The organism is Polaribacter glomeratus, from assembly GCF_002954665.1.
Lineage (GTDB): Bacteria > Bacteroidota > Bacteroidia > Flavobacteriales > Flavobacteriaceae > Polaribacter > Polaribacter glomeratus.
This window is the reverse complement of record NZ_MSCM01000002.1, coordinates 66,389-90,167: the sequence shown is the minus strand read 5'-3', so window position 1 is coordinate 90,167 and position 23,779 is coordinate 66,389. Positions and strand designations below refer to the sequence as shown.

The window sequence follows — 23,779 nt, the reverse complement described above, 5'->3', positions numbered from 1 at the left end:
ATTCGAAGTGATAAAACTAAGAAAATGCAAGAAAATCATCAAGAATTAAACAAAGAAGGATTGGTAATTTTATCAACTTTTGATGAAAATATGCCTGTTTTTATGATGAATTATCTCAGCTATAAAAAACGAGTTTCATCCACAGGAAAAACGGGGAAAGAAACCTATAACGAATATCTAAAAGCTGCATTTCCATTCTTTCAAAAAATTGATGCAGAAATTATTTTTAAAGGAAAACCAATGGCAGCAATAATTGGCTCATCCGAAGAAAAATTGTGGGACGAAGTTTTAATAGTAAAATATGCTACCAAAAACGAGTTTTTTAAATTGATGGAAATGAAAGAATATCCGGCAGAATTAAGAGCATCGGGATTATCAGATTCGCGTTTGATTTTTTGTAAATAATGACTTTTTTCTGCAAAGTTTTTAAAACACTTTAGGTGTAAAAGACGAAATTTATTCATAAAAAACGAATTTGCGTTAGGGATTGAAACAACATCCTTTTTGCTTTTTGCAAAAAGATATAGTGAAAAGCCCGGCCTTTATCCTGAATGCTTTCAGGATAAAGGAACGCCCAAATTAAAATTAAAAGATATGGAAGTAAAAAACAAAATAATCATTATTACAGGCGCAGGTTCTGGAATAGGAAAAGCAACTGCAATTCTTTTTGCAAAACACGGAGCAACTGTGGTTGTTTCTGATATCAATTTAGAAAGTGCTCAAAAAGTTGCTGATGAAATTGTTGCAAATAAATGGAAAGCGCTAGCTATAAAAGTAAATGTAGCCAAGTTTGAAGAAGTAGAAAATTTAATAAATACTACGGTCGAAAATTTTGGGTGCTTAGATGTAATTGTAAACAATGCAGGAATCGGTCCTAATTTATTAAGAACACACGATTCGCTTTTAAAAGATTGGGACAGAGTAATTGCTGTAAATCAAACAGGTGTTTTTTATTGTATGAAAGTAGCTTTGCAACAATTTTTAAAGCAAGGTCACGGAAATATTGTAAATATTGCTTCTTTGGCGGGTTTAAAAGCATCGCCAAATAACATTAGCTACAGCGCAAGTAAATTTGCGGTTGTTGGCATGACAAAGTCTGCCGCGATGGAGTATGCAACGAAAAATATTAGAGTAAACGCCGTGTGTCCTGGGTATACAGAATCTGCATTATTAGATCAATTATTAAATGCAAAACCAGAAATGGACGCAATTTTAAAAAGTGTCATTCCGATGAAACGCTACGGAAAAGCAGCAGAAATTGCAGAAGCAGTAGTTTGGTTGGCTTCGGATAGCACAAAATTTATAACAGGGCAAACGATTACTTTAGATGGCGGAACATCGCTTTAAAAGTGAATAATAATCCGTAAATTTGTAGAACAAAAATCAAATTAAAATTTAGAAATTATGAAAAAATGGTTAATTCCGGTAATAATAATAGTTATTGTAGTATTCGGATTCTATAACTGGGGAAAAGGTTTTAATAACACAGCAGTTGTTTTGCAAGAAGACGCAAAAACTACTTGGTCTAATGTAGAAAGTTCTTACCAACGAAGAAACGATTTAATTGGCAATTTGGTAAAAATTGTACAAGGAGCTGCAGACTTTGAGAGAAGTACGTTAACAGAAGTAATAGAGGCAAGAGCAAAAGCAACGTCTACAACTATAGACGCAAATAATTTATCTCCAGAAAATATGGCGCAATTTCAACAAGCGCAGAGTGGTTTAACTGGCGCAATGTCTAAATTGTTAGTTTCTGTAGAGCGCTATCCTGACTTAAAAGCAAATGCAAATTTCTTAGAATTACAAAGCCAATATGAAGGCAGTGAAAACCGTATAAATGTTGCTAGAGACCGTTTTAACGAAGGGGTTAATAATTATAACAAGCATATAAAAGTATTCCCAAATTCATTTTTAGCAGGTTTGTTTAATTTTGATGAAATGAATCGCTATACGGCGGATGCAGGTTCTGAGAAAGCACCAGATGCTAGCTTCGATTTTAATAAGAAAAAATAATAAAGATGTCTAAAGTAGAAGCGTTTCTTACTAAAGAAGAAGAAGAAGAAATTATTTCTGCTATTAGAATTGCAGAGAAAAATACTTCGGGTGAAATACGAATTCATATGGAAGCTTCTTCAAAAAAAGATCCTTATGAGCGTGCACTAGAAGTATTTCAGCTCTTGGAAATGCACAACACAAAAGACGCAAATGCCGTGTTAATTTATGTTGCTGTAGATGATAAAAAGTTTGTTATTTGTGGTGATACAGGAATTAATGATGTGGTACCAAAAGATTTTTGGAATACTACAAAAGATGTAATGCAGAACCATTTTAAAACAGGGAATTTTAAACAAGGAATTGTTGACGGAATTTTAAAAGCTGGTGAAGAATTACAAGATCATTTTCCGTATCAAAAAGATGATGAAAACGAACTTTCAAATGAAATTTCTAAAGGATGATATTCAGTAAACAGTTTTTAGTTGGCAATATTAAGTCTGTTGTTTTTAATAGAAAAGTATTGTTTTTTTTAGCTTTTATTTTTTCTGTAAATATTTTCTCTCAAGGATTTGACATTCCAGAGAAACCAGAATTTCAAACGAGTGTTTACGATTATGTAAATCTCCTTACAGCTTCTCAAAAAACAAGTTTAGAAACTAAATTAGTTCGGTATTCAGATTCTACTTCTACGCAAATTGTGGTTGCAATTATTGCATCCACCGAAGGTGAAAACATTAATTATTTAGCAGCCAATTGGGGAGAAAAATGGGGAATTGGTCAAGCTAAAGAAGACAATGGTATTTTATTTTTATTGGCTAAAGATGATAGAAAAATTGCAATTCAGGTTGGTAAAGGTGTCGAATACTTAGTAACCGATTTTCTGTCAAAAAGAATTATTGAAAGAGTTATTATTCCGGAATTTAAAAAGGGAGATTATTATAGCGGTTTAGACAAAGGATCTGACTATATTTTTAAAACTTTAAATGGTGAATTTAAAGGTTCTCGTAAAGAAGAATCTAAAGGATCTAATTTTTCAACAATTATTTTTATTTTAATCATTGTTGTATTTTTTATTTTAATTTCTAAAGGGAATAAAAATAATAAAGGTGGTGGCAGAAACAATAGAACAGGTTCTTTATCTAGTACTATTTTTGATGTTATACTTTTAAGTAGTTTAGGTAGAACTGGCGGTGGTTTTGGTGGTTCTTCTGGCGGTGGAAGTAGTGGCGGTTTTGGCGGCGGCGGCTTCGGCGGTGGTTTTGGTGGTGGAAGTTTTGGCGGCGGCGGCGCATCTGGTGGCTGGTAATAAAATCGATACTAACCTTTTGAAACCAAATAAATAAACAGCTTTTAAAATTTTAATTTAGATGTTGAAAAAAATAATTTACGCATGCATTTTTTTTCTTTTGATAAGCTGTCAAAATTTTGGACAATTAAATTTACTTGCAGATTTACCAAATGAATTAAAAGAAGTTTCAGGGACTGAAGTTTTAAAGAATTCAAACCTTATTTGGATGATTAATGATGGAGGAAATAAATCTACATTGTATGGAGTCTCTAAAAAAGGAAAAATAAAAAAAGAAATTGATGTAAAAGCTAAAAACACCGATTGGGAAGACTTAGCTGCCGATGAAAAAGGCGCTATTTATATTGGTAATTTTGGTAATAATACAAACACTAGAAAGAATTTAAGAATACTAAAAATTGATAAAAAGTATTTAAGTAAAAAAAATGCAGAGGTTGAAGAAATTGAATTTGAATATGAAGAACAGCATGATTTTCCTCCTAAAAAGAAAGAACTATTTTTTGATGCAGAGGCATTTTTTTACTTTAAAAAGCACTTTTATATTTTTACCAAAAGCAGAGTAGACAAGGAATTTGGAAAGACTTCAATGTATAAGTTTTCTGCAAAAAAAGGAAAGCAAATTGCTAAATTAATTGGTAAATTTGATAATGGGAATGATTTAGAAAGTTGGATTACATCTGCTGATATTTCTTCGGATGGAAAAAAAGTAGTGCTTTTATCACAAAAAAATATTTTAGTTTTTACTGATTTTAAAGGCGATAACTTTTTATCAGGAAAGGTTAAACGAATTGAGTTGCAGAATGCATCTCAGAAAGAAGGAATCTGTTTTAAAGACAATACAACTTTACTAATTACCGATGAAAAATCTCGTGGAGAAGGCGGCAACTTGTATGAACTAAAAATTGATGTGGACAATTAAAATCATAGCATACAAATGAAAGAAAAAGCAGAAAACAAAGCGGAATTAGATGATTATTTAGACAATCATTATATACATAGAAGTAATTGGTTAAGAGCTGCGGTTCTTGGTGCAAACGATGGTATTTTGTCAACTGCAAGTTTGGCAATTGGTGTTGCTGCCGCAAGCGATTTAAGAGAGCCTGTTATATTAGCCACTTTAGCAGGTTTAGTTGCGGGCGCATTGTCAATGGCAGCAGGAGAATACGTTTCTGTAAGTTCACAAACCGATGTTGAAAATGCGGATATAGAAAGAGAAAGAATAGAATTAGAAGAAACACCAGAATTAGAGTTGCAACGTTTGGCAGATATTTATGAATCAAGAGGTTTAAAAAAAGAAACGGCTCTAATTGTTGCGAAAGAATTAACGGAAAAAGATGCGTTGGCTGCGCATGTTAGAGATGAACTAGGGATAAATGAAATGAATCAGGCAAATCCAATTCAGGCAGCATTGGCTTCTGGTGCTGCATTTACGATTGGCGGGTTGCTTCCTTTTTTAGTGACTGTTTTTCTTCCTTTAAAAAGTATGGAATATTCTATTTATGGTTCTGCTATTCTCTTTTTAATAATTTTAGGTGCATTAGCCGCTAAAGCGGGTGGTTCAAAAATAGGAATTGCCGTTATGAGAATTACTTTTTGGGGAACAGTTGCCATGGGTTTAACGGCCGCAGTTGGTTATATGTTTAATGTAGATGTGGTTTAAAAGAGTTGTAATTAAACTTAATAAGTAGTTAAATATTTTGACAATTATTATTTTAAATATTAAAATTTAAGCTTTCAAACAAAAAGGCAAAAGAAGTAATCTGGTTTTTAGATATCATAAAGCTACTAATTATGATAGAAAACACAAGGAAAAAAATGGTGATTTCTATGAATTAAAAATTTAATTCTTTAACTTTATAAGTTCAAAAGCAATCTTCAGAAGTTCAATTTGCGGTATTATCAATAATTAAATGATATTTGTTGAGTCAAAAAACTACGTTTAGAAACTCAAAACAGCATTTCAGCAACTCATTTACAGTTATTCGTAACTTTAAAAGTATTTTTACAATATAACTGACTAGCTATGAGAAAAATAATTACACTTTTGTTTATTATCAATTTTCTGCAAATTTCTTTTGCTCAAGAAAAAGAGTTTGAACGGATTAAACAATTGGAAAAAACCTATAAGAAAAGAGATACAATAAGGGTTAATTTTTTAAACCAGTTAACTAAATTTTACACTACTCGAAATATTTTAAAAAATGAATCTATATTAAATGAGGCAATTGAAATTAGTAAAGAGATTGGTTATATTCAAGGTCTTACAGATTCTTACACAAATTTAACGTCATTTTATATACAGTCTGGAAATTATGATGAAGCATTAGTACTAGCGTTAAAAGTTAAGAAAACTCAAGATAGTATAAATGATGTTTCAGGTTTAATTTATACAAATAGCAGCATTGCAAGAATTTATAATCATTTAGAAGAATCTAATAAATCAATAGAAATACAATTAGAAAATTTAGAGCTTTTAAAAGAAAACCCTAATAAAAATATACAAGCACAGGTTCATTTTTATCTAGCTACAGCTTATTCTGAAGTTGAAAAATATGATGAAGCTGAAATACAGTATAAAGCAGCAAAAGCAATTGCTAGCGATGTTGACTTTAAAACAGGAGTAGCTATTGCAAATTCATCTTTAGGAGTTATTGAGAATAAAAGAGGTAATTATAAATCTGCAATTAATTATTTGAATCAATCTTTACTATTTTTTAAGGAGAAAAATCAACAAGCTAACATTGCTCATACAAATTTAGAACTTGCTGTAGCTTATGCAAATACAGGAAGAATAAATGATGCTATTGTGGCTAATAATGAAGCTATAAACATTTATAAAGAGCAGAATAATTTAAAAAATTTAAGTAGAACTTATTATGAACTAAGCAATTATTATAAACAAAAAAAAGATTACTTAAATTCTATTAAATATCTCCAAGAGTATTATAAATTAAAAGACAGTATTTTTTCTAAAGAAAAAATTTCAGTTGTTAAAGAAATGCAAACTAAATACGAAACTGAAAAAGCTTACAAGCAAAAAGAATTAGCAGAACAAGAAACTGCAATATCTAAATTAGAAAGCCAGAAAAACAAAGGTTTATTTATAGGTTCTTTAATTATAGGTTCTTTAATTTTTATAACATCGTTATTTTATTTTAGCAGATTAAAAGCCAAAAAGAAAGCAGAATTTATAGCTATAGAACTTAAAGAAACCCAAAAAAGATTAGCTTTAGAAAAGCAATATAAAGACTCTGAACTAAAGGCATTAAAAGCACAAATGAATCCTCATTTTATATTCAATGCACTTAATTCTATTCAAGATTATATTGTTTTAAATCAGAAGAATTTAGCAAGCGATTATTTAGGGAAGTTTGCTGATTTAATTCGTAATTACCTTCATTTTAGTGATACTGGTTTTATTTCTATTCCAGAAGAAGTACATAATTTAAACTTGTATTTAGAACTAGAAAAATTACGTTTCGAAGAAGAATTAGAGTATACTTTTAACGTAGATGAATCTATTAATTCTGATATAATAAAAATACCTACAATGTTGATTCAGCCTTATGTAGAAAACGCGCTAAAACACGGTTTGCTGCATAGAAAAAAAGATAGAAAATTAATGGTTTCTATGCACAAATATTCAGATGAAATTATAGAATGTATTATAGAAGATAATGGTGTTGGAAGAGAAAAAGCGAAAGAAATTAAAGCTAGAAAAGTAGTGCAACATCAATCATTTGCATCTAAAGCAACAAGTGAGCGTTTAGACTTATTAAACTTTGGAAAAGAACAAAAAATAGGAGTTTCAATTTTAGATTTAAAAGAAGGAGACATTGTTTTAGGTACAAAAGTAGTTTTAAAAATCCCCATTATTAAAAAGCAGATATGAAAGCATTAATTATTGATGATGAAAAAAAAGCAAGACAAGTTTTACATATTTTGGTAGAAGAGAATTGTCCAAAAATCACCCAAATTTTAGAAGCTGACAATTTATTATCTGGTGTAGAATTAATCAAAAAAGAATCACCAAATATTGTTTTTTTAGATATAGAAATGCCTGAACATTCTGGTTTAGAAATTTTAAATTTTATCGAAAAAGAAGTCTATAATTTCGAAATAATTTTTACAACAGCTTATAGTGAATATGCTATACAAGCGTTCCAATTATCAGCCATAGATTATTTATTAAAACCAGTTAGACCCAATCAAGTTAAAGAAGCTGTAGATAAGGCAATTGCTTTTTTAGGCAATTCTCAAATAAACAAAAGGCTATCAGAATTAAGAGAAAGTTTACAGAATGCTAATTTCAAAAAAATTGGTTTGCCAAATGCAGATGGCATTAAATTCGTTAATTTTAATGAAATCATATCTTTAGAAGCAGATGGTATGTACACCAAAGTTTCTACTGTAAATGATAGTACTATTTTAGTTAGCAAACCTTTAAAGTTTTTTGTTGATTTACTTCAAAATATGAAAACTTTTTATCGACCACATCGTTCTTTTTTAATCAATTTAATGTACATAAAAGAATACATCAAAAAAGATGGAGGTTATATTTTAATGGAAAGTGATAAAACTATATCGATTTCTAAAGATAAAAAAGACGAGTTTTTAACCATTGTTCAAAATATTTAAGTGCTTTAGCAACTCAAAACGGCATTTCAGAAAGTTGCCTCTAAATTATTTATGATTTAGAGGCATTTTTGTTTTATAATTATAAAAAAAAATATTATGAAAACAAGATTATTTTTAATGCTACTTTTTGTGAGTAGCTTCGTATTTTCACAAAACTGGACTCAAGTTGGAGTAGCTCAATTTTCAACAAATTCTGCATTAAATGGAGAAATTGCTTTTAAAAACTCAGGTGTCCCTTACGTACTTTATGAAGATCCAACTGTAAGTAAAGTATTTGTGATGACTTTTAATGGCACAAATTGGTTAGATGTAGGTTCAGGAGCAATTTCAAACGAAAATTATAATAACCTAGCAATTAAAATTAACCCTGTAACAAACCAACCTTGGGTTGCTTTAAAAGCACAAGCTAATGGTGCTGCAAGTAATATAGATGTATTTAGTTTTAATGGTACAAACTGGGTTAGTGAAGGATCGAATGTTGGAGGTAGTTTTTATACCTATGGCATTCAATTACAATTTAGTACTACAGGAACCCCAAGAGTTGTTGGTGTAATAAGTTCAGGAGGTTCTGATAGAAGACCGCAGTTTTATTCTAAATCTGGTTCTAATTGGACATTTATTAATGGAGAAGAAGGTTTAAATGCTAGAGTAGATTTTAATGATTTTGAATCTTATACTTTGGCAGATTCTAATGGAAGAGTCAGAAGATATAATATTGGATCAGCTGCTAATGCTACTCACACAAATTCTTCTGTTGACTATAGAGAGGTTACAAGTGCTTTTGGTACAGATTATTATGCTGCAAATAATGTAACAAATAATACAATTGAAGTAGGTAAATTTAATACTTCTATGACACAACCATCAGGAGTTACCAATAATACAAATAGTATTATCAAGTTTAGCGAAAGTAAAACAGATAATCAATTTTACTTAATGTATTCAGACAATTCAGACAATTTAGTTTTTCAGAAATATAAGAAAACAGATTCTTGGTCTGTATTACCATCTATAGGGGTAGCTACAAATACAACAGATTTTTTTGTAAAAATGGAAATGAATTCTACAGATGGTAATATGTATGTATTGTATAAAGATGGAGGTAAAATGTCTGTAAAGAAATTTACTGTAGAACAACCATTAAATTTACCTATAATATATGTTGATGCAAATGCTTCAGGAACTGGAGATGGTTCTTCTTGGGCAAATGCTTACACAGATATAAATAATGCATTAGCAGATGTTTATACAAATACAACAGAAATTTGGGTTGCTGCAGGAACTTACAGTCCAGGTTCAGAAAGAGAAGATTCTTTTGATTTTAATATTGATGACCTTTCTATTTATGGTGGTTTTGACGGGACAGAAACAACTATTTCAGAAAGAGATATTAAAGGGAATCCAACAATTTTATCAGGAGACGTTAATGGTAATGATGCTGTTGTAGATTTTGCAACAACTGCTGGAAGTTCAAGAATAGATAATAATCATCAGGTTGTAAAAATATCTGCAGATAATGTAACTATTGATGGTTTTAAAATTGAAGATGGTGATGCAGTGCAAGCTACAAAAGGTTTCACACAAGGAGCAGCAATACTAATTAATCCTACAGCTTTGAATCCTAAAATACAAAATTGTGAAATTAATAATAATGTTACTTATAGCGGAGGTGCAATAGCTGTACGTTTTGAGGTAAGTACAACACTTTCAATTGTTAATTGTATTTTTAACAATAACGTTTCTAGATATGGTAGTGGTTTGTATATGTTAATTATGGCAAATGTTAGCATTGATTTGAATATAACAAATTCATTATTTATTAATAATTCCTCTAAAAACTATTATTCTACCAGTGATGGTTATACAGGAAGTGCTGCTTGGATAAGAGCAAATACAGCAGGTGCTAACTTAACTACTACAATAACCAATTGTACTTTTGCAAATAACAATGATATTGGCACAATATCTGGTGTTGCAGAAAGAGGCCCTTTAGCACTGGGTAGACGTGTAGATGGTTCTACCACACATAATGCTACAATTAATAATAGTATTTTCTATAATAATACAGGTACAAACGGATCTACAACAATAGCTATAAATAAAGGTCACGTATCATTACCAAACCTAACAACAGTTAATAACTCAATATCTGAAGATAGTTTTTCAAATCTTACTTATTTAACAAATACAAGTAGTGTAGATCCTTTGTTAACTTCAAGTTTTGAATTACAAGCAAGTTCTCCTGCAATAGATACAGGAGATAATACAAAAATTCCTACTGGAATTACAACAGATTTATTTGGAAACCAAAGAATATTTAATACAACTGTAGATATGGGAGCTTTTGAGTTTGGTTCAGTTCCTTTAAGCACTGAAAACATTTCTTTGTTAAGTGAAACAACTATTTACCCAAATCCTGTAAGTAATAACTTAACGATTAAAAGCAAAGAAAATATCCTAAAAATAGAAGTTTACAATCTATTAGGTAAAAAGCTCATTGAAAAAGAGAATAGTAGTTTTATTAATCTTTCTAATTTAAAACCAAATATGTATTTAGTTAGAATATTTTCTGCAAATAGCAGTATTTCTAAAAGAATTATTAAAAATTAGTTTTAAGAAGGATTTTGTAAAAATAAGAATCTCTAGAAATGCTATTTCTAGGGATTTTTTATTGTATAAACTTTAAAAGCAACAAAACCCAACCAGCACACAAAACCAAACCTCCTAAAGGTGTGATTGGTCCTAAAAATTTTAGTTTTTTATTTTTTGCAGATGACAAAACCAAACCATAAATAGAAAACGAAAATAGAAATGTACCAATAATAAATGCGTACACTATATACCCATTAACAGTAGCAGAAATATCTAGTTGAAAACCTAAAACCAACAAAACAATGGCATGGTACATTTGATATTTTACGCCAGTTTCAAAACTTTGTAATTGATCTGAAGTTAGTTTTTTCTTTAATAAATGTGCGCCAAAAGCACCAAATATTACTGCTGTACATCCAAATAAGGAACCGAAAATTAATGCTGTTTGTGTCATATAAATTATTAAAAAGTAAACCCGAAAGTAAAAGCAACTCTTAAACCGTCATCGCTATTGAATGTGGAAATATTTCCAGAAATCATATTTGCCGCGTTAAAGAAAACTCCGCCTCCAACAGAAGTATTAAATTTACTATTTTTAAAAGTTGAGTTTTGTTGTCCCCAAGTAGTTCCGTAGTCAAATCCTCCAAATAACCCAATATTTAAAGGAATTAAACTGGTTTTAAAACGGCGTAAATTTAAACGAATATCAGAACTGTGGTAAAAGGAGTTTTTATCCGTAAAACGCTGATTTCTAAAACCTCTTAAACCATCATTTCCGCCAATGCTTGCTGCTTGGTAAAATTGATACGAATTGCCAAAAGTATAATGAGATTTTAATTTAGTTGCGAATACTAATTGTCCGCTTGGAATTAATTTGTGTTGAAAGGATATAGACGGAATTAAATACCCAAAATCACCATCATTGTTTAGGCTTGATGTATAACCCATAATTAAATCGGTTTTCATTCCCATTGTGGAAAAAGCACTATTGTCTGTGTTTTTAAAATGATAACTTGCTTCTGTATTGATGAATTTCTGAGTATCAAAAATAGCATTAGTAGCGCCAAATTCATCGGACACGAATCTGCCAAGAGTATTATCAACTTTAAATGTTTGATAGTTAATGTCTAGTTTTATTTCTGCATCTAAATCACTTTTCCATTTTATAAAAGTACCTGCAATAAATTTGCTGATTTTTACTCTATTATAATCTTCTTCTTCTAAATCATCTGCTTCAAGATTTACAGAGTTGTTGCCGAATCCAAAATAATTCATTGCAAAATTAGGACTTGTAAACGTTGCGTTTACTCCTAAATTCCAACTTCCAAAAACATTTGCAATTTCTGAAGAATAATTAAACTCAAAACCATTGGTAGCAAAGTAATACGCTCCAGAGAATATATGCTGAGAAGTAAAAGGGTTCCTTTCAAAACCATATGCGGTATACATATTTGAAAGCCCTATTTTTACGCCGTCATCCGGATTGTAACCAACTATTGGATTTATGATGTTTTGGCTGCTTTTAAACTTCTTATAATCATAGACATTTGTTTCATAAGCATCGGTTAATTTCACTCTTACACTGTTGCCTTTGAAACTGTTTTTCTTTGATTTATAATCATAAATAATTATTTTTTTACCATTTTCTATTTTGTATTTATCATTGTTTTGACCGCCAATAATCCGAAGTTTTATAAGATCTTTTCCATCCCCTTTTACAACAAAAACATCTTCATCGTCTAGGCCATAAATCCAAATTTCTTTAGTTTCAGACTCATTGTATGTACGTTGATGAAAAACAGTGTCTTTGTCTCCATTTTTTATCCTATAGCCTGTAATTTTTGTTTGGCCGTTTTGTAATCTTTCAATTTCAAACCAATCATCTTTCTGAGTGCCTACAATAATTTGAAACTTGTTGATATGATAAAAATAAGCATCCGAAATTTTCTGCAGATTGCGCCTTCTTCCTTGTAATTTTCGTTTTATTTCTTGTATCGTTTCATCTTTTACTTCATCAGGGAATTCTGTAAAAGCATCATCAATTACAGCATTGGTTATATTGTCGATAATCAATTTAACTTGCGTATCCCAAACAATTTTTGTAGACCTAGAAATTAAAACCATGTCTAAAGGATACGGTTCTAAATTAAACCATTCTGGACTCTTTAATTCATCTTCATAAGACTGCATTAAACGCAACGCAGGCACTAATTTTGTTACAGTATTTAACAAAGCTCCATCACCAAAAATAGAAAATGCTTGATCTCGATCTCTAGGAACTGGCCTGTAAATAGTTTGTTTATTTTCTTTAAAAACCGCCCACCTCCATTGATCTTCATGTCGGTCCCAATCACCAATTAGCATGTCAAATAATCGTGCTTTTATATACGCTTCTTCATCTAAAACGTGGTTTTCATTCTTGTTTAAATTTTTTAATAAATCGTCTGTACTTACTAATTCATCAGAGAAACCAAAGCTGGCTTTATCTCCATGACCAGAATCTGTACGTTCTTCAATCATGTACAATTCATTGCCAAAATCATCATTAAACTGACCTAAGCTTTTCTGTTTAGGAACGTAATACAGCACCGGGTTTGTATGATAAACGCCAATAGCATCAGACAATTTAGCAATTGTAAAAGGAGCATATGGGTGCGAACCAGTAAAAACGTCTGACAATAAATTTTCTGCGGCAGTATCATCAAATTGCCCCTCTATATATTGATCTTTAAAGGCTACAGCTTGTAAATATTGCACCGCATTTTTACGCAAAGCACGCATTACATATTCGCGGCCTTTTTTATCGCGCAATCTTAACGATTTCGATTGATGGCCACCACCTTTGCGAACTGGTTTTAATCCGCCAAAAAGCGTATCTAAATCAACTGTTGATGCGTTTACTTTTGTGCCAAAATACTTTCGATATCGTTCTCCCCATAAATAACGATACAATTTACTTTTTGTAATTTCTTCTTGCGTATAAATTGATGCTTTTTTTTCTGTTATATCTTGTAAAGGAAATGAGGAGTAATTTTTCTTTTCATCTTCTGATAAAACTTGACTTTGATACACCATTTTATCATCTTTTACAGCATAAAAACGTACTACGGATGAACCATCTTTATACACATCTAGTTTTGCAAAGCCTTGTGCACCATAAGTAAATTTTGCGCCTCCAGATAATTTTGTAGCGGTTGTTTTAGAACCAGAACCACTCACAATTTGAGGAATATTATCTTGAATGATATATTGCAAATTATGATCATGACCAGAAACAAAAATGGTTTTATCATTTTCTTGCGCCAATGTTACGATGCGTTTTTTAAGTGCATTGTATTTTTTATTTTGAATGTCTGTATTGGAAAGACCAGATGTTTGTCTGATTAAATTTTTTAAAGAACCCAAAATTGGCAAGGGATTCATATGGCTAGCAAACGAGTATTTCCCTCCATGAGAACCATTGGTAAACATGGGATGGTGCATAGCAATAATGGTCGTTTTTCCGCTAGCTTTTTTAATTAAACTTTCAAACTCATCAAAGAATTTTGTTCTTGTTTTTATCTCGCAATTGTCATTTATAGTTGGGTGGTTGTCCCAGTTTGTTAAATACCAATGTGTATCTACAATAATTAGAACAATGTTTTTAGAAATATCTACGGACTCTAGAGGGCAGCCGTTTTGCGGAAAGAATGACCTCTTTCCTAATGCTTTTTCTACTAGTTCTTCTTCTCTTTTTAAGCCGTCCAGACCATTATACCAATCATGATTTCCTGGAATAAAAATGGAATTCCCATTAAATTTTTCCGCTACATCCGTTTGTGCTTCTAACCTTCTTTTTGCTAATTTATATTTTTTAGATTTTTTTTTCTTCGGAATTCCTGTTTCATAGACATTGTCACCTAAAAAAATTAAAGTTGATTTTTTGGATGCATTTTTTATTTTCTTTTTTAAATATTTTAAAGCAGGTGAATCTTTTTTTAAAGTTGAATTACCAGCATCACCAATTAAATAAAAAGTATGTTCAATTTCGGCCGTGCTTTCTTTAGTTTCAAAAACCTGATTTTCGGCAACTTGAAGTTTCATTGTAGCGCAGGCAGAAACCAAGAAAAGGACACCTAAAAAGAATGGTTTTTTAAATAATTTCATAAATGTAAAATTAACTATTTTTAAATAGCTCTAGGTCTTCTTTAGTATCAATATCAAAGAAGTTTGTGGATAATTCTGGACTAATAACCTCACTTTTTCTTTCTTTGAGAAATTCTTTTGCGCCTTTATCGCCCCTTATCAATAGTAATTCTGGAAAATATTTTTTTGGAAAAATAGCAGGAACTCCTAATTTATTTCCATAGTTGGATGCAATAATTGTGTCCTTATGTTCTTGAAATAATAGAAGTAAAGATTCTAAATAAACAATTTCAATTCCTGGTTGATCTGCTAATAAAATGTAAATGCCGTCAAAGTTTAACGCCTCTTTGTTAAAGTATTCAATTCCAGAAACAATACTAGAACTCAGCCCTTTTTCATAGTTTTGGTTCTCAATAAATTGGATGTTTTTTGAGGTGATTTCAGCTTTTATTTTATCCGCATTTGCGCCCAAAACACAATAAATTTTATCAGAAAAAATGCTTTTTAATTTCTCTAAAGTGATGTCTAAAAGCGTTTTGTTATTAATTTTTTCAAGCTGCTTTATGCCATCCATTCTTGACGATTTTCCGGCAGCTAAAACTAATATTGCAATATTTTTCATTTAATGACTGTGAATTTTTCCGTTAATTTTGCGCAAAGAAAAAGGTTCTTTATTTCTAATTACAGCTAATATTTCGGCAAGAATAGAAAGCGCAATTTCTTCTGGAGTTTGTGCACCAATATGCAAACCTGCGGGCGAATAAATAGTTTCTAAAAAATCTTCTGATATAGTAGGTACAAACTCAAAAAGCTCATTAAATAAGCGTTCTCTTTTGCTTGGTGCGCCTAAAACACCAATATATTTTGGTTGATATTCAGAAAGTTTTACCAAATATTTTAAATCTTGAACATAACTATGATTCATAAGTACGATGGCAGTATTTTGTTGAATATCAGAAAACTGAATTGTTTCTGGAGCATCACCAATTACAGCATGGGCTCCGGGAAAATCTAAGAGTTGTTTGCTGTCTTTTGCAGAAGTAATTACAGCAATTTCCCAACCTAAATTTGATGCTATTTTACACAATTTTACAGCATCATGTTCACCACCAATGATAATCAATTTAAAACTTGGTGCTAAGATCTGAGTAAAAATTGCTACCTCATCTTTTTGTTGATGAATGAAAGTTTCAGAAAACACAAATTGTTCATTATTTTCAAAAGTAACAACAGTTCCAAAATTACCAGAAGCTTCATCTTCTTTTGTAAAATGACTTTCAATTTTTAAAGATTTTCTGTTTGTATTTGATTTAGAAAACGTATTTATGAATTCATCAGAAATAAAAAAAGGCTCAATTAAAATGTATAAAATACCTTCGCAACCTAATTTGTATCGACCATCATACGTTATTATTTTTGGTTTATTATCAGCAAAAACACTTTTAGCTCTATGAATAATTTCTTTTTCAACACAGCCACCACTAACGGCGCCTACAGAATTTAAATCCTCAGAAATTAACATTCTAACGCCAGGCTTTCTATAAGACGAACCTTCTAAATGCACCACAGTTGCCAACACATTTTTCAATCCTTTTTGTTGGTTGATACTAGTTTGATTGATAATTTCTTTAAGTTCGTGAATCATGGATGAAAACTAAATTAAGCCTAAATATAAAGATTTTAAAGTTATAACTTTTCAGAATGTTTACAAAGTGTAATTTAAGTTTCCATGATTTTTTTTAACCACAAAGCATCTTCTTAAATCTAAAAAGAATACCCGATTGCAAAGTTAAAAACAGGTTCATCAACTCTAAAATCCCATCTTTTGTCTAATGCTAATGCAGGATCATGAAAAGGAGCAGCCAAATCAAACCGAATTACAAAACCTTGCACATCTACTCGCAAACCAATACCTGCGCCCATACCTAGTTCATTTATAAAGTTAGACGTAAAGGTGTCTTTCCCTTTAAAATCTGGGTTTGCAACAGAGTTCCATACGTTTCCAGCATCCGCAAAAACAGCACCTTTAAAGAAAGAATAAATAGGAAATCGATATTCGATATTTGCTTCTAAACGAATATTACCAGTTTTATCAAAAAAAGAACTCGCATTTTGAGCGTTGTTTTCATCGTAAGTTCCGGGTCCTAAAGACCGAATATTAAATGCACGAACGCTATAAGGTCCGCCAGAAAAATATTGTTTTACAAACGGAATAACATCAGAATTACCATACGCCAAACCATAACCGGCAAACAATCTAGCAGCAATTGTTTGTTCGTTTTTATCGCCAAAATTATAATGATATCTTGCATCAAAATCTGCTTTTGCATATTGGGCATATTCCAATCCTAAAAATTGTTTGGACTTGCCAACTTCTTTTTCTTTGCTTAATAAACTAATTGAATTCCCAGCAACATCTAATGTGGATTGCAGGTAAAATTGATGTGATTTGGCAGAATTTATCATTTCATTATAGGTATAAGAAAATGTAAGACCGCTTATAAACTGCTGGTCAAAACTGCTTTTTAAAAAGGAGTTGCTATTTAAAATATCTTGAAACTCTGTGGTAGTATTTGATAAACTAGTGTAATTTACAGAAATAGGATTAAATTCGTAGGTAGTATATTTATTGGCATTCCATAAATAACCAAAAAGTGCACTACCAGATAAAAGTGTGTATAATTTACTTCTGTTTAAATACGTTGTACTCAAACTTATTTTTGTTTTGGGAATAGAATATTCAAAAAAATCTTCTCTTATAGAAAACGGAGCAATAACTCTAGGAATAATAAGTTCGCCTTTTAAACCCAGCTCTAAACTACTTAAACCCGAATTGCTACCACTAGAAATTTGCGTTTCATAACCAATATTTGTACTAATATTTAAAGTTTCGCCGCCATTAAATAAATTTCTATTGCTGTAGGTTAAAGTCAGTTCTGGTCCTGCAAAATTATTAGATTTTGTAACTGCTTGCAATTCTGCTCTTATGGCGCGTTTTGTTAATGGTGATAAAAAAATTGAAGCTTCTAAGTTGCCTAAAGTATCTGTTAACGAGTCTTTTATTTCATTATACTGAATGTTAACAAACTTATATACGCCAATTGTAGAAAGTCTTCTCGCGGTGTTTTTAGAGGAAATAGGATTAAAAAATTCACCTTCTTTTAAGGTAATAAATTCATCTAAATATTTTGGTTCAAAAAAGAGGGTATCTTGATGATAGGTTTTGTCTTTAAATCGAGTGGTTTTTACTTTTGTAGAATCATTTAAATTATAATTCGGAAAAATATTTATTTTTCTGATTTTATACGGAATTATTGCTTTTTTTGGAACCTTTGCTTTTAATGTTAAAAATAAATCGAACTGTTTGCTCTTGTTTTTATACTGATTTGTGTCTGCTTCAAAAAGTAAAAAATCTGGATTAAAATTATAATAGCCTTTTTGTTTTAATTCGGTATCTAACCGTTCTCTTTCTAATTTTAAATTTCCTAAATCGAAGCGCGCATTTTTTTGAAACGGAGAAGTTTGGGTTAAATTTTTTATATCCTCATAAATAGGTGACGCCATACTGTCTATTTTATAGCTCGCCATTTTATAAGGTGCAGGAATTTTTAAACGGTAAATTAAGGATGCCTCTTTTTTCTTAACTTTAAAACTAGAAGAAATAGTGCTGTAGAAAAAGCCATAATTTTCTAATTTATTCCTTAAAATATCTTCATTTTCTAATTTGTTTATAGCTGATTTATAAACAGGTTTTTGCCCTATTTTTTTATACAACCACTTGTTTAAAAAATTAGATTTTCCTTGCTGATTTTTATAGAAATAATAAAGTCCAAGATGCATTCCAAGTAATTTTGTATTCTCTTTTGGTCTTAATACGTTGGCTAAATCTTTTCGTAAATCATCAACTCTTTGTGTGGTAGAATCTGCTTCAATTTCTATGGATGCGCCTGTGTATAAATGCTCACCTTTTGGTATGTATTTTTTGATACTGCACGCGTAAAAAGACACGAATACAAGTATTAAAATAGGATATTTTTTAAGGGATGTTCTCAAAATTTATTTAGTTTTCTATTTTATCTATATTCTTAGTTGATTTTTTGGCTGCTTTGTCTGCCTTTTTCTTTGCTTTCTCGTTTTCAGAATTTAAAATTGAATTCCAAAGTTGCTGAAATTCATTAAATTCCTTCGTGAAAATTAAGGCGATTCCGCTTACAATAGTTTGACCATCAATTACATTTTCGAATTCACTTTTTCTAAAACCTCTAATTCGATATTTGCCATCTTCGGTAATTTTATATTCTAGACTTACATTGCCAATTAACGGAGATTTTTCTTCCGTTTGGCTACTTCCTTGAATGTCTACTTCGCTACCAATTCTTACAACAAGCCGATCATTAAATAATTTTTTTTGAGCTGCAATATCTAATTGTGTTCTATCTGTTGGCGCATTGCCTTGGTAATCTGTAAAACTATTTAAGCCAAAATCTAATTGAATGCCAGAACCTCCCAAAATTTTATCAGAAAAAGTATTTAATTGTCCAGAAACAGCATCATTTAAATTATTTTTAGCAATCGATGCAAAACCACCCGAACTACCGTCACTACCAGAATCTGGATAAAATCTACTTAAAACTAATAAAGAAAAAACTTGCCTATTTAACTCGTCTTCGCGCTGATTAATTTGCTGTACACGTCCGTAAACTTGCCCGCTAATTGCTCCTTGCACATCTTCTGGCATGTCTAAATTAAAAGATATTTTTGGTTGTAATAATTCGCCTCCAATATTTAAATATACATTAAAAGGCAACACCTGTTTGTACTTGTTTTTTATAGAAGAATCTTCGCCAGAAACTTGTGAAGCCATTAAAGCAGAAGCAGAAGTTTTTAGCGTGTAAATTGCTCTAACGTCTAACTTTGCATCAAAAGGATCTCCTGCCCAAGAAATACGACTACCTGGTGCTAAGGCAAATTTTCTATCTACAATATTGTATAAATTAAGTTCATAATGTCCGTTGGAAACTTCATAACTACCCGTTAAAGACAAACGACCATTTGGATTCATTAAAAAGATAAAATCACCTTCTCCAGAAACCTTAAAATTGTCACCAGTTTCCTTATTTATAATAATAGTTACTGCGGCTTTTTTGTCTATTTTTAGAAATGCTTTTATATCAAAACCACTAACTGATGCAGTTTGTTCTTGTTTCTGAGTTAAGATTGCATCCGGATTTTCTCTATTCACAAAAGCAACAACACCTTGTCTTTCTTCTATGTTTGCATAACTAGAAGGCATTACATACGTAATGTCTGTGTCTGAGCCTACTACTAATTTTGCGTCTAGTTTAGGGATTTGTAAGTCTCCAGTTAGTTTTGCATCCGCATTAAAAGAAACTTTACCATAAAGAGCTTCATTGTCTTCTTTTGTAGCATTTAATACTCTAAAATTATTGGCTTTGATATCTAAATCAAATGTAGGATTTATAAAACTCCTCGTTTTAATTGCGCCGGAAAGAATAAGTGAATTCTGTTGCGCATCTAATATTGTGAAATTAGACATACTAAGACCACTGTTGTCAATGTTTAAAGTTTCATTTGGTAAGTTGAATTTTGCATTTAGTTTGGCAATATTAAAAATTGCATTTGTAAAATTTAAACTTCCTGTATAAGTAGGATCACTTGTTTTTCCTGTTACTTTAAAAGCGCCAGAAAAACTACCTGAAGTTTCTTTTATTTCGTCGGATAAAAGCGTGTTTAAGGCTTTCATCTTAAATTCATTTATCAGTAAATCTAAGTTTAAGTTTGTTTCATTATTTTCTACAAAATAATCTCCTTTAATATCTAAATCAATATAACCGCCTTTTAAAGTAGTCTTAAAATTATATTTTCCATTTCCTAAAGATTTGGCATCTACATTTAATTTACCAAAATCTGTTTTTAATACTTTTAATTGGCTAATTGATAGGTTGGCAATAATACCCGTGTCTGCAAAAGGTTGTTCTAAAATAAAGTCGCCATTTAAAATTCCTGATGCAATTTCTTTAGTAGGACTTAAATAATTAAAGATTTCATTAATATCAAAATTATTATAATTTACCGCAATATGATCTTTTGAAATACGTTGATTGTTATCTGTAATTTCGATAGATTGCTTGTCTTTACTTAATTTAAAATCTGTAAAAGATAATTTATTTTTCTCAAAAACAACTTCATTAGTTTTAGGGATTTTCCAAGCGTAACTATTTAATAATAAGCTGTCTTGGTTTACTGTGAATCTTAATTTATCTCTGTTACCAGTAATCTTGGTGTTTATGTTCATCAATTTTTTTCCTTGATGGAAACCTAAAAAACTAAGCGATAATTCATTGTTTTTTTGTGTGCCCGTAATTATTGTTTCAGGCACATTTAAAGAGCCTACAATTAGCTCTTTAAACCCTAAATTAAAATTGAAATCGTCTTTATTTGTATTCATAGAAAAAGCCAACCCCTCTATTTTATTATCGTTAAAGTTTATAAAAGGAGCTGTAATATTGGCTGTTAGTTTACGTTTTTTCTCTTTAAAGTCTATGGCGATTTTTATAGTATCTAAGTCTTTTAAGTTAACCAGAAAAACATCTTTTAAAAGTGGCGTTTGAGATATTTTAGCTTTTAATAGTAAATTTACGGGGTTTTCAATAGAGTCTAAGAGAGCAACATCTCTGTAAAAATAATTAGAAATATGACGTTTTATTGCAGTGCTAAATGTTTGCGGATCTGTGTTTGATTCTAAACTTAAATCAATCATTTTGTTTTTTACAGAAACTGCCGTTGTGTCTTTGTCAACATAGGCGTTTGCTGATAATTGCCCCAGCAAATACGTTCTATTATCGTATACAAATACACCGTTTTTTACGTTGCTCTTTAGCCTGTAATTCTTAGAGTTTCCTTCAAAATTTAAAGAAAGTTCCATTCCTGTTTTTACTTTACGATTTACAAAACCAAGTGCCTCTAAATCTGCACCAATTAGGTTTAAATTTATGGTTGCTTTTGTGTTTACAGTATCTAAATTTACAATTGCATTTAAATTTAAATTAAGGTTTTCATCTTTATACAGCGCAGTTATATTTCCCTTCCCTTTTTTTAAATCTCCAGTTATATTTAGGTCTTTAAGTAGATAATTTTCTATTTGAAACTTAGAAATATTGGTTTGTAAAGTAGCGTCTAAATTGTTAGTGTTTTTACCTTTTCCGGCGGATTTTAAAGTAATGCTTAATTCGCCAAATTTAGGGTTCTTTAAAAGTGAGCCAACATTATAATTATCAATTTTTACTTCTGTGTTGTAACTAATTACATCTTTATTTTCAAAATTCCCTTTAATAGTTGCAACTCCTTGGCTTGTAGTTATTTTTGCATTTGTGGTTATTGTATTTAAAGTACCATTGGCATTTATTGCAATTAAAATATCTTCTGGTATATGAATTCCGAATGCTTTTTCATCTACAATTTGCAAAAGATCATTTCGTTTTGTCTTAGCCTTAAAATTGGGTAAACTAAGGGTTAATTTAGTTGTATTTGTAATGTTTTTGATATTCGCATCCAAGGAAATTTTAGTTGAATTTCCCCAATTTAGGTGAGTGTTAGTGATGTTTAAATCAGCTAAAATTCCGTTTACATTTGCTTTTCCAGAAAGCTCTTTTTTACTTATTTTGTTTAAGTATTCATTTTGTTTTAAACGAGGTTGAAACGTAAAAAGCTCCTCTAACCAGATTGAAAATTGCGGAATTTTTAATTGAACGCTCGTTTTTTCTGGTGATGAAATTAATTGAGTAAGCGATTTGTATTTTGCCAAAACAGCACCAGAAATTTTACTCTTATTTAAAGCGATTGTAAGATCTGAAATTTCTAATTCAGTATCCGTTACTTGTGCATTTAATGCAAACTTCTTTAAACGAAAACCTGATTTTTCTTTAAAATTAAATTCAGACAATTGCAAGCCTGCTTTTTTATCTTTCAAAAAAATATCAGATGCTTTTATGGTTACATGTTCTAATGCAATTGCATTTGGATTAAATCTGTTTTTCTTAACTTTTGCTTTGTCAACAAAATAATTAATAGTGTTATTTTCTAGTTCGACTTCATCAATTTGAACGGTTAATTTTGGCCAAATTATTTCTGATGAATTAGACGGATGTATCTTTTCATCCGAAGTTATATTTGTAGATTTTGAGGCTGTTTTAAGATTTATTACAGAGTTTTTAAGCTGAATAGTATGTAACTTAAAATTATTAGTTGCTAAATTTATTTGCGGAATTTCTGTGTAAAAGTTATCAATTTTAACATCAGCAATTAATTTATCTGCGCTTGATGCATAATAGGCGTTTACATTATTTAACGTAATATTATTTGCAGATAAAATTGGCAATTTCGTTTCCTCTGTTGAGGTTTGTGTGTTAACTGGCTTTTGAATCACCTTAATTGTTGCGTTAGAAATCGAGAGCTCATCTGCATTAAAAATCATTTTCTGAACATCAATTTTTTCTAAAGTTGTAGTTAGGTTTCCGATTTTAAAATGGCTATTAATTCCTAAAACTTCATCGTTAAAAACAATATTAATATTTTTAAAATTAAGGTTTCCAATATTAATAGCTATCGGTTTTGCTATGGTGTCTGCTGCAATTTGTGTAGTGTTTTTAGGTACAAAAGCATCAATTAAAAACTGAAAATTATAACCAGAAATGGTGTCTTTTCTTTTAATATTTGCGCGTAAACCGTTCCACTCTAAATCGTCAACACCAATGGCATCGCCTTTAATTAGTGCCCAAATGGGTAGATTTGCTTCTAGAGATTTAGAATAAATTAGCGTGTCTCCTTTGGTGTCTTCTAGATATAAACCGTCTAATTGCAAGCCACCTTTAAATGTTAAAAAAAGTTTATCTATAGCAACTTTAGTGTTAGTTTTATCTGAAACATAGTTGACTACTTTAGTAACAATAATATTTTGTCCCCAAGCACTTCTAATAAAAAGTATAAACAAACTAATAAAAACAAAAAATACAGCAAGAATCCTTAAAAATCTTCTCAAAAAGCGATATTTTCTCTTTTGTCCTTTTTTAGACACAATATATGTTGGTTTTAGCGCTGCAAATA

Annotated in this window: 16 protein-coding genes; 10 read left to right on the top strand and 6 right to left on the bottom strand. The window is 30.5% G+C overall.

The genetic code is table 11. The features are described 5' to 3' along the window. The first annotated feature begins 24 nt into the window (after positions 1-24). From BTO16_RS10450 to BTO16_RS10405, 10 genes are all read left to right on the top strand, one after another. Positions 25-405 (top strand): hypothetical protein, encoded by a 381-nt coding sequence (locus BTO16_RS10450; RefSeq protein ID WP_105021635.1) that lies wholly within the window; start codon positions 25-27, stop codon positions 403-405. Between the two features lie 189 nt (positions 406-594). Beyond that, a complete protein-coding gene (locus BTO16_RS10445) occupies positions 595-1,347 on the top strand; it encodes an SDR family NAD(P)-dependent oxidoreductase (protein WP_105022885.1) in 753 nt (250 codons plus the stop codon). A gap of 57 nt (positions 1,348-1,404) precedes the next feature. Beyond that, positions 1,405-2,013 carry a LemA family protein gene (locus tag BTO16_RS10440; protein WP_105021634.1) on the top strand — a complete coding sequence of 203 codons (609 nt, stop codon included), beginning with the start codon at positions 1,405-1,407 and terminating at the stop codon, positions 2,011-2,013. 5 nt (positions 2,014-2,018) lie between these two features. Beyond that, positions 2,019-2,456 (top strand): TPM domain-containing protein, encoded by a 438-nt coding sequence (locus BTO16_RS10435; RefSeq protein ID WP_105021633.1) that lies wholly within the window; start codon positions 2,019-2,021, stop codon positions 2,454-2,456. Next, positions 2,453-3,301, top strand: coding sequence for a TPM domain-containing protein (locus tag BTO16_RS10430; RefSeq protein WP_105021632.1), 849 nt, complete (start codon positions 2,453-2,455; stop codon positions 3,299-3,301). The genes BTO16_RS10435 and BTO16_RS10430 overlap by 4 nt, the downstream gene beginning before the upstream one ends. A 100-nt stretch (positions 3,302-3,401) precedes the next feature. Beyond that, positions 3,402-4,220, top strand: a complete 819-nt coding sequence (locus BTO16_RS10425; protein ID WP_245892096.1) for a hypothetical protein — start codon at positions 3,402-3,404, stop codon at positions 4,218-4,220. A gap of 15 nt (positions 4,221-4,235) precedes the next feature. Further along, entirely contained in the window at positions 4,236-4,961 is a 726-nt protein-coding gene (locus BTO16_RS10420; RefSeq protein ID WP_105021630.1) for a VIT1/CCC1 transporter family protein, read from the top strand. 363 nt (positions 4,962-5,324) lie between these two features. Then, positions 5,325-7,193, top strand: coding sequence for a tetratricopeptide repeat-containing sensor histidine kinase (locus BTO16_RS10415; RefSeq protein ID WP_105021629.1), 1,869 nt, complete (start codon positions 5,325-5,327; stop codon positions 7,191-7,193). Next, positions 7,190-7,939, top strand: a complete 750-nt coding sequence (locus tag BTO16_RS10410) for a LytR/AlgR family response regulator transcription factor (RefSeq protein ID WP_105021628.1) — start codon at positions 7,190-7,192, stop codon at positions 7,937-7,939. Before BTO16_RS10415 ends, BTO16_RS10410 begins: the two co-directional genes overlap by 4 nt. A gap of 96 nt (positions 7,940-8,035) precedes the next feature. Then, entirely contained in the window at positions 8,036-10,549 is a 2,514-nt protein-coding gene (locus BTO16_RS10405; protein ID WP_105021627.1) for a T9SS type A sorting domain-containing protein, read from the top strand. 58 nt (positions 10,550-10,607) lie between these two features. Here BTO16_RS10405 and BTO16_RS10400 read toward each other — a convergent pair whose 3' ends face one another. The 6 genes from BTO16_RS10400 to BTO16_RS10375 form a co-directional block, all read right to left on the bottom strand. Further along, the gene (locus BTO16_RS10400) at positions 10,608-10,985 is read right to left on the bottom strand and encodes a DUF423 domain-containing protein (protein ID WP_105021626.1); all 378 of its coding nucleotides are present in this window, start codon (positions 10,983-10,985) and stop codon (positions 10,608-10,610) included. An 8-nt stretch (positions 10,986-10,993) separates the two neighbouring features. Continuing rightward, positions 10,994-14,677 carry a metallophosphoesterase gene (locus BTO16_RS10395; RefSeq protein WP_105021625.1) on the bottom strand — a complete coding sequence of 1,228 codons (3,684 nt, stop codon included), beginning with the start codon at positions 14,675-14,677 and terminating at the stop codon, positions 10,994-10,996. 10 nt (positions 14,678-14,687) lie between these two features. Next, entirely contained in the window at positions 14,688-15,278 is a 591-nt protein-coding gene (locus BTO16_RS10390) for a nucleotidyltransferase family protein (RefSeq protein WP_105021624.1), read from the bottom strand. Next, complete coding sequence (locus BTO16_RS10385) at positions 15,279-16,301, bottom strand: XdhC family protein (protein ID WP_105021623.1); 1,023 nt, start codon at positions 16,299-16,301, stop codon at positions 15,279-15,281. Positions 16,302-16,420: 119 nt separating this feature from the next. Then, positions 16,421-18,709, bottom strand: coding sequence for a translocation and assembly module lipoprotein TamL (gene tamL / locus BTO16_RS10380; RefSeq protein WP_105021622.1), 2,289 nt, complete (start codon positions 18,707-18,709; stop codon positions 16,421-16,423). 7 nt (positions 18,710-18,716) lie between these two features. Beyond that, entirely contained in the window at positions 18,717-23,750 is a 5,034-nt protein-coding gene (locus BTO16_RS10375; protein WP_245892095.1) for a translocation/assembly module TamB domain-containing protein, read from the bottom strand. Positions 23,751-23,779 lie beyond the last annotated feature (29 nt).

What these genes read in the sequence shown, in the direction of transcription:
- BTO16_RS10430 (WP_105021632.1), top strand. Translation starts at nt 2,453, where the DNA reads ATGATATTCAGTAAACAGTTTTTAGTTGGCAATATTAAGTCTGTTGTT.
- BTO16_RS10415 (WP_105021629.1), top strand. Translation starts at nt 5,325, where the DNA reads ATGAGAAAAATAATTACACTTTTGTTTATTATCAATTTTCTGCAAATT.
- BTO16_RS10445 (WP_105022885.1), top strand. Translation starts at nt 595, where the DNA reads ATGGAAGTAAAAAACAAAATAATCATTATTACAGGCGCAGGTTCTGGA.
- BTO16_RS10420 (WP_105021630.1), top strand. Translation starts at nt 4,236, where the DNA reads ATGAAAGAAAAAGCAGAAAACAAAGCGGAATTAGATGATTATTTAGAC.
- BTO16_RS10410 (WP_105021628.1), top strand. Translation starts at nt 7,190, where the DNA reads ATGAAAGCATTAATTATTGATGATGAAAAAAAAGCAAGACAAGTTTTA.
- BTO16_RS10405 (WP_105021627.1), top strand. Translation starts at nt 8,036, where the DNA reads ATGAAAACAAGATTATTTTTAATGCTACTTTTTGTGAGTAGCTTCGTA.
- BTO16_RS10395 (WP_105021625.1), bottom strand. Translation starts at nt 14,677, where the DNA reads ATGAAATTATTTAAAAAACCATTCTTTTTAGGTGTCCTTTTCTTGGTT.
- BTO16_RS10440 (WP_105021634.1), top strand. Translation starts at nt 1,405, where the DNA reads ATGAAAAAATGGTTAATTCCGGTAATAATAATAGTTATTGTAGTATTC.
- BTO16_RS10400 (WP_105021626.1), bottom strand. Translation starts at nt 10,985, where the DNA reads ATGACACAAACAGCATTAATTTTCGGTTCCTTATTTGGATGTACAGCA.
- BTO16_RS10435 (WP_105021633.1), top strand. Translation starts at nt 2,019, where the DNA reads ATGTCTAAAGTAGAAGCGTTTCTTACTAAAGAAGAAGAAGAAGAAATT.
- BTO16_RS10390 (WP_105021624.1), bottom strand. Translation starts at nt 15,278, where the DNA reads ATGAAAAATATTGCAATATTAGTTTTAGCTGCCGGAAAATCGTCAAGA.
- BTO16_RS10450 (WP_105021635.1), top strand. Translation starts at nt 25, where the DNA reads ATGCAAGAAAATCATCAAGAATTAAACAAAGAAGGATTGGTAATTTTA.
- BTO16_RS10385 (WP_105021623.1), bottom strand. Translation starts at nt 16,301, where the DNA reads ATGATTCACGAACTTAAAGAAATTATCAATCAAACTAGTATCAACCAA.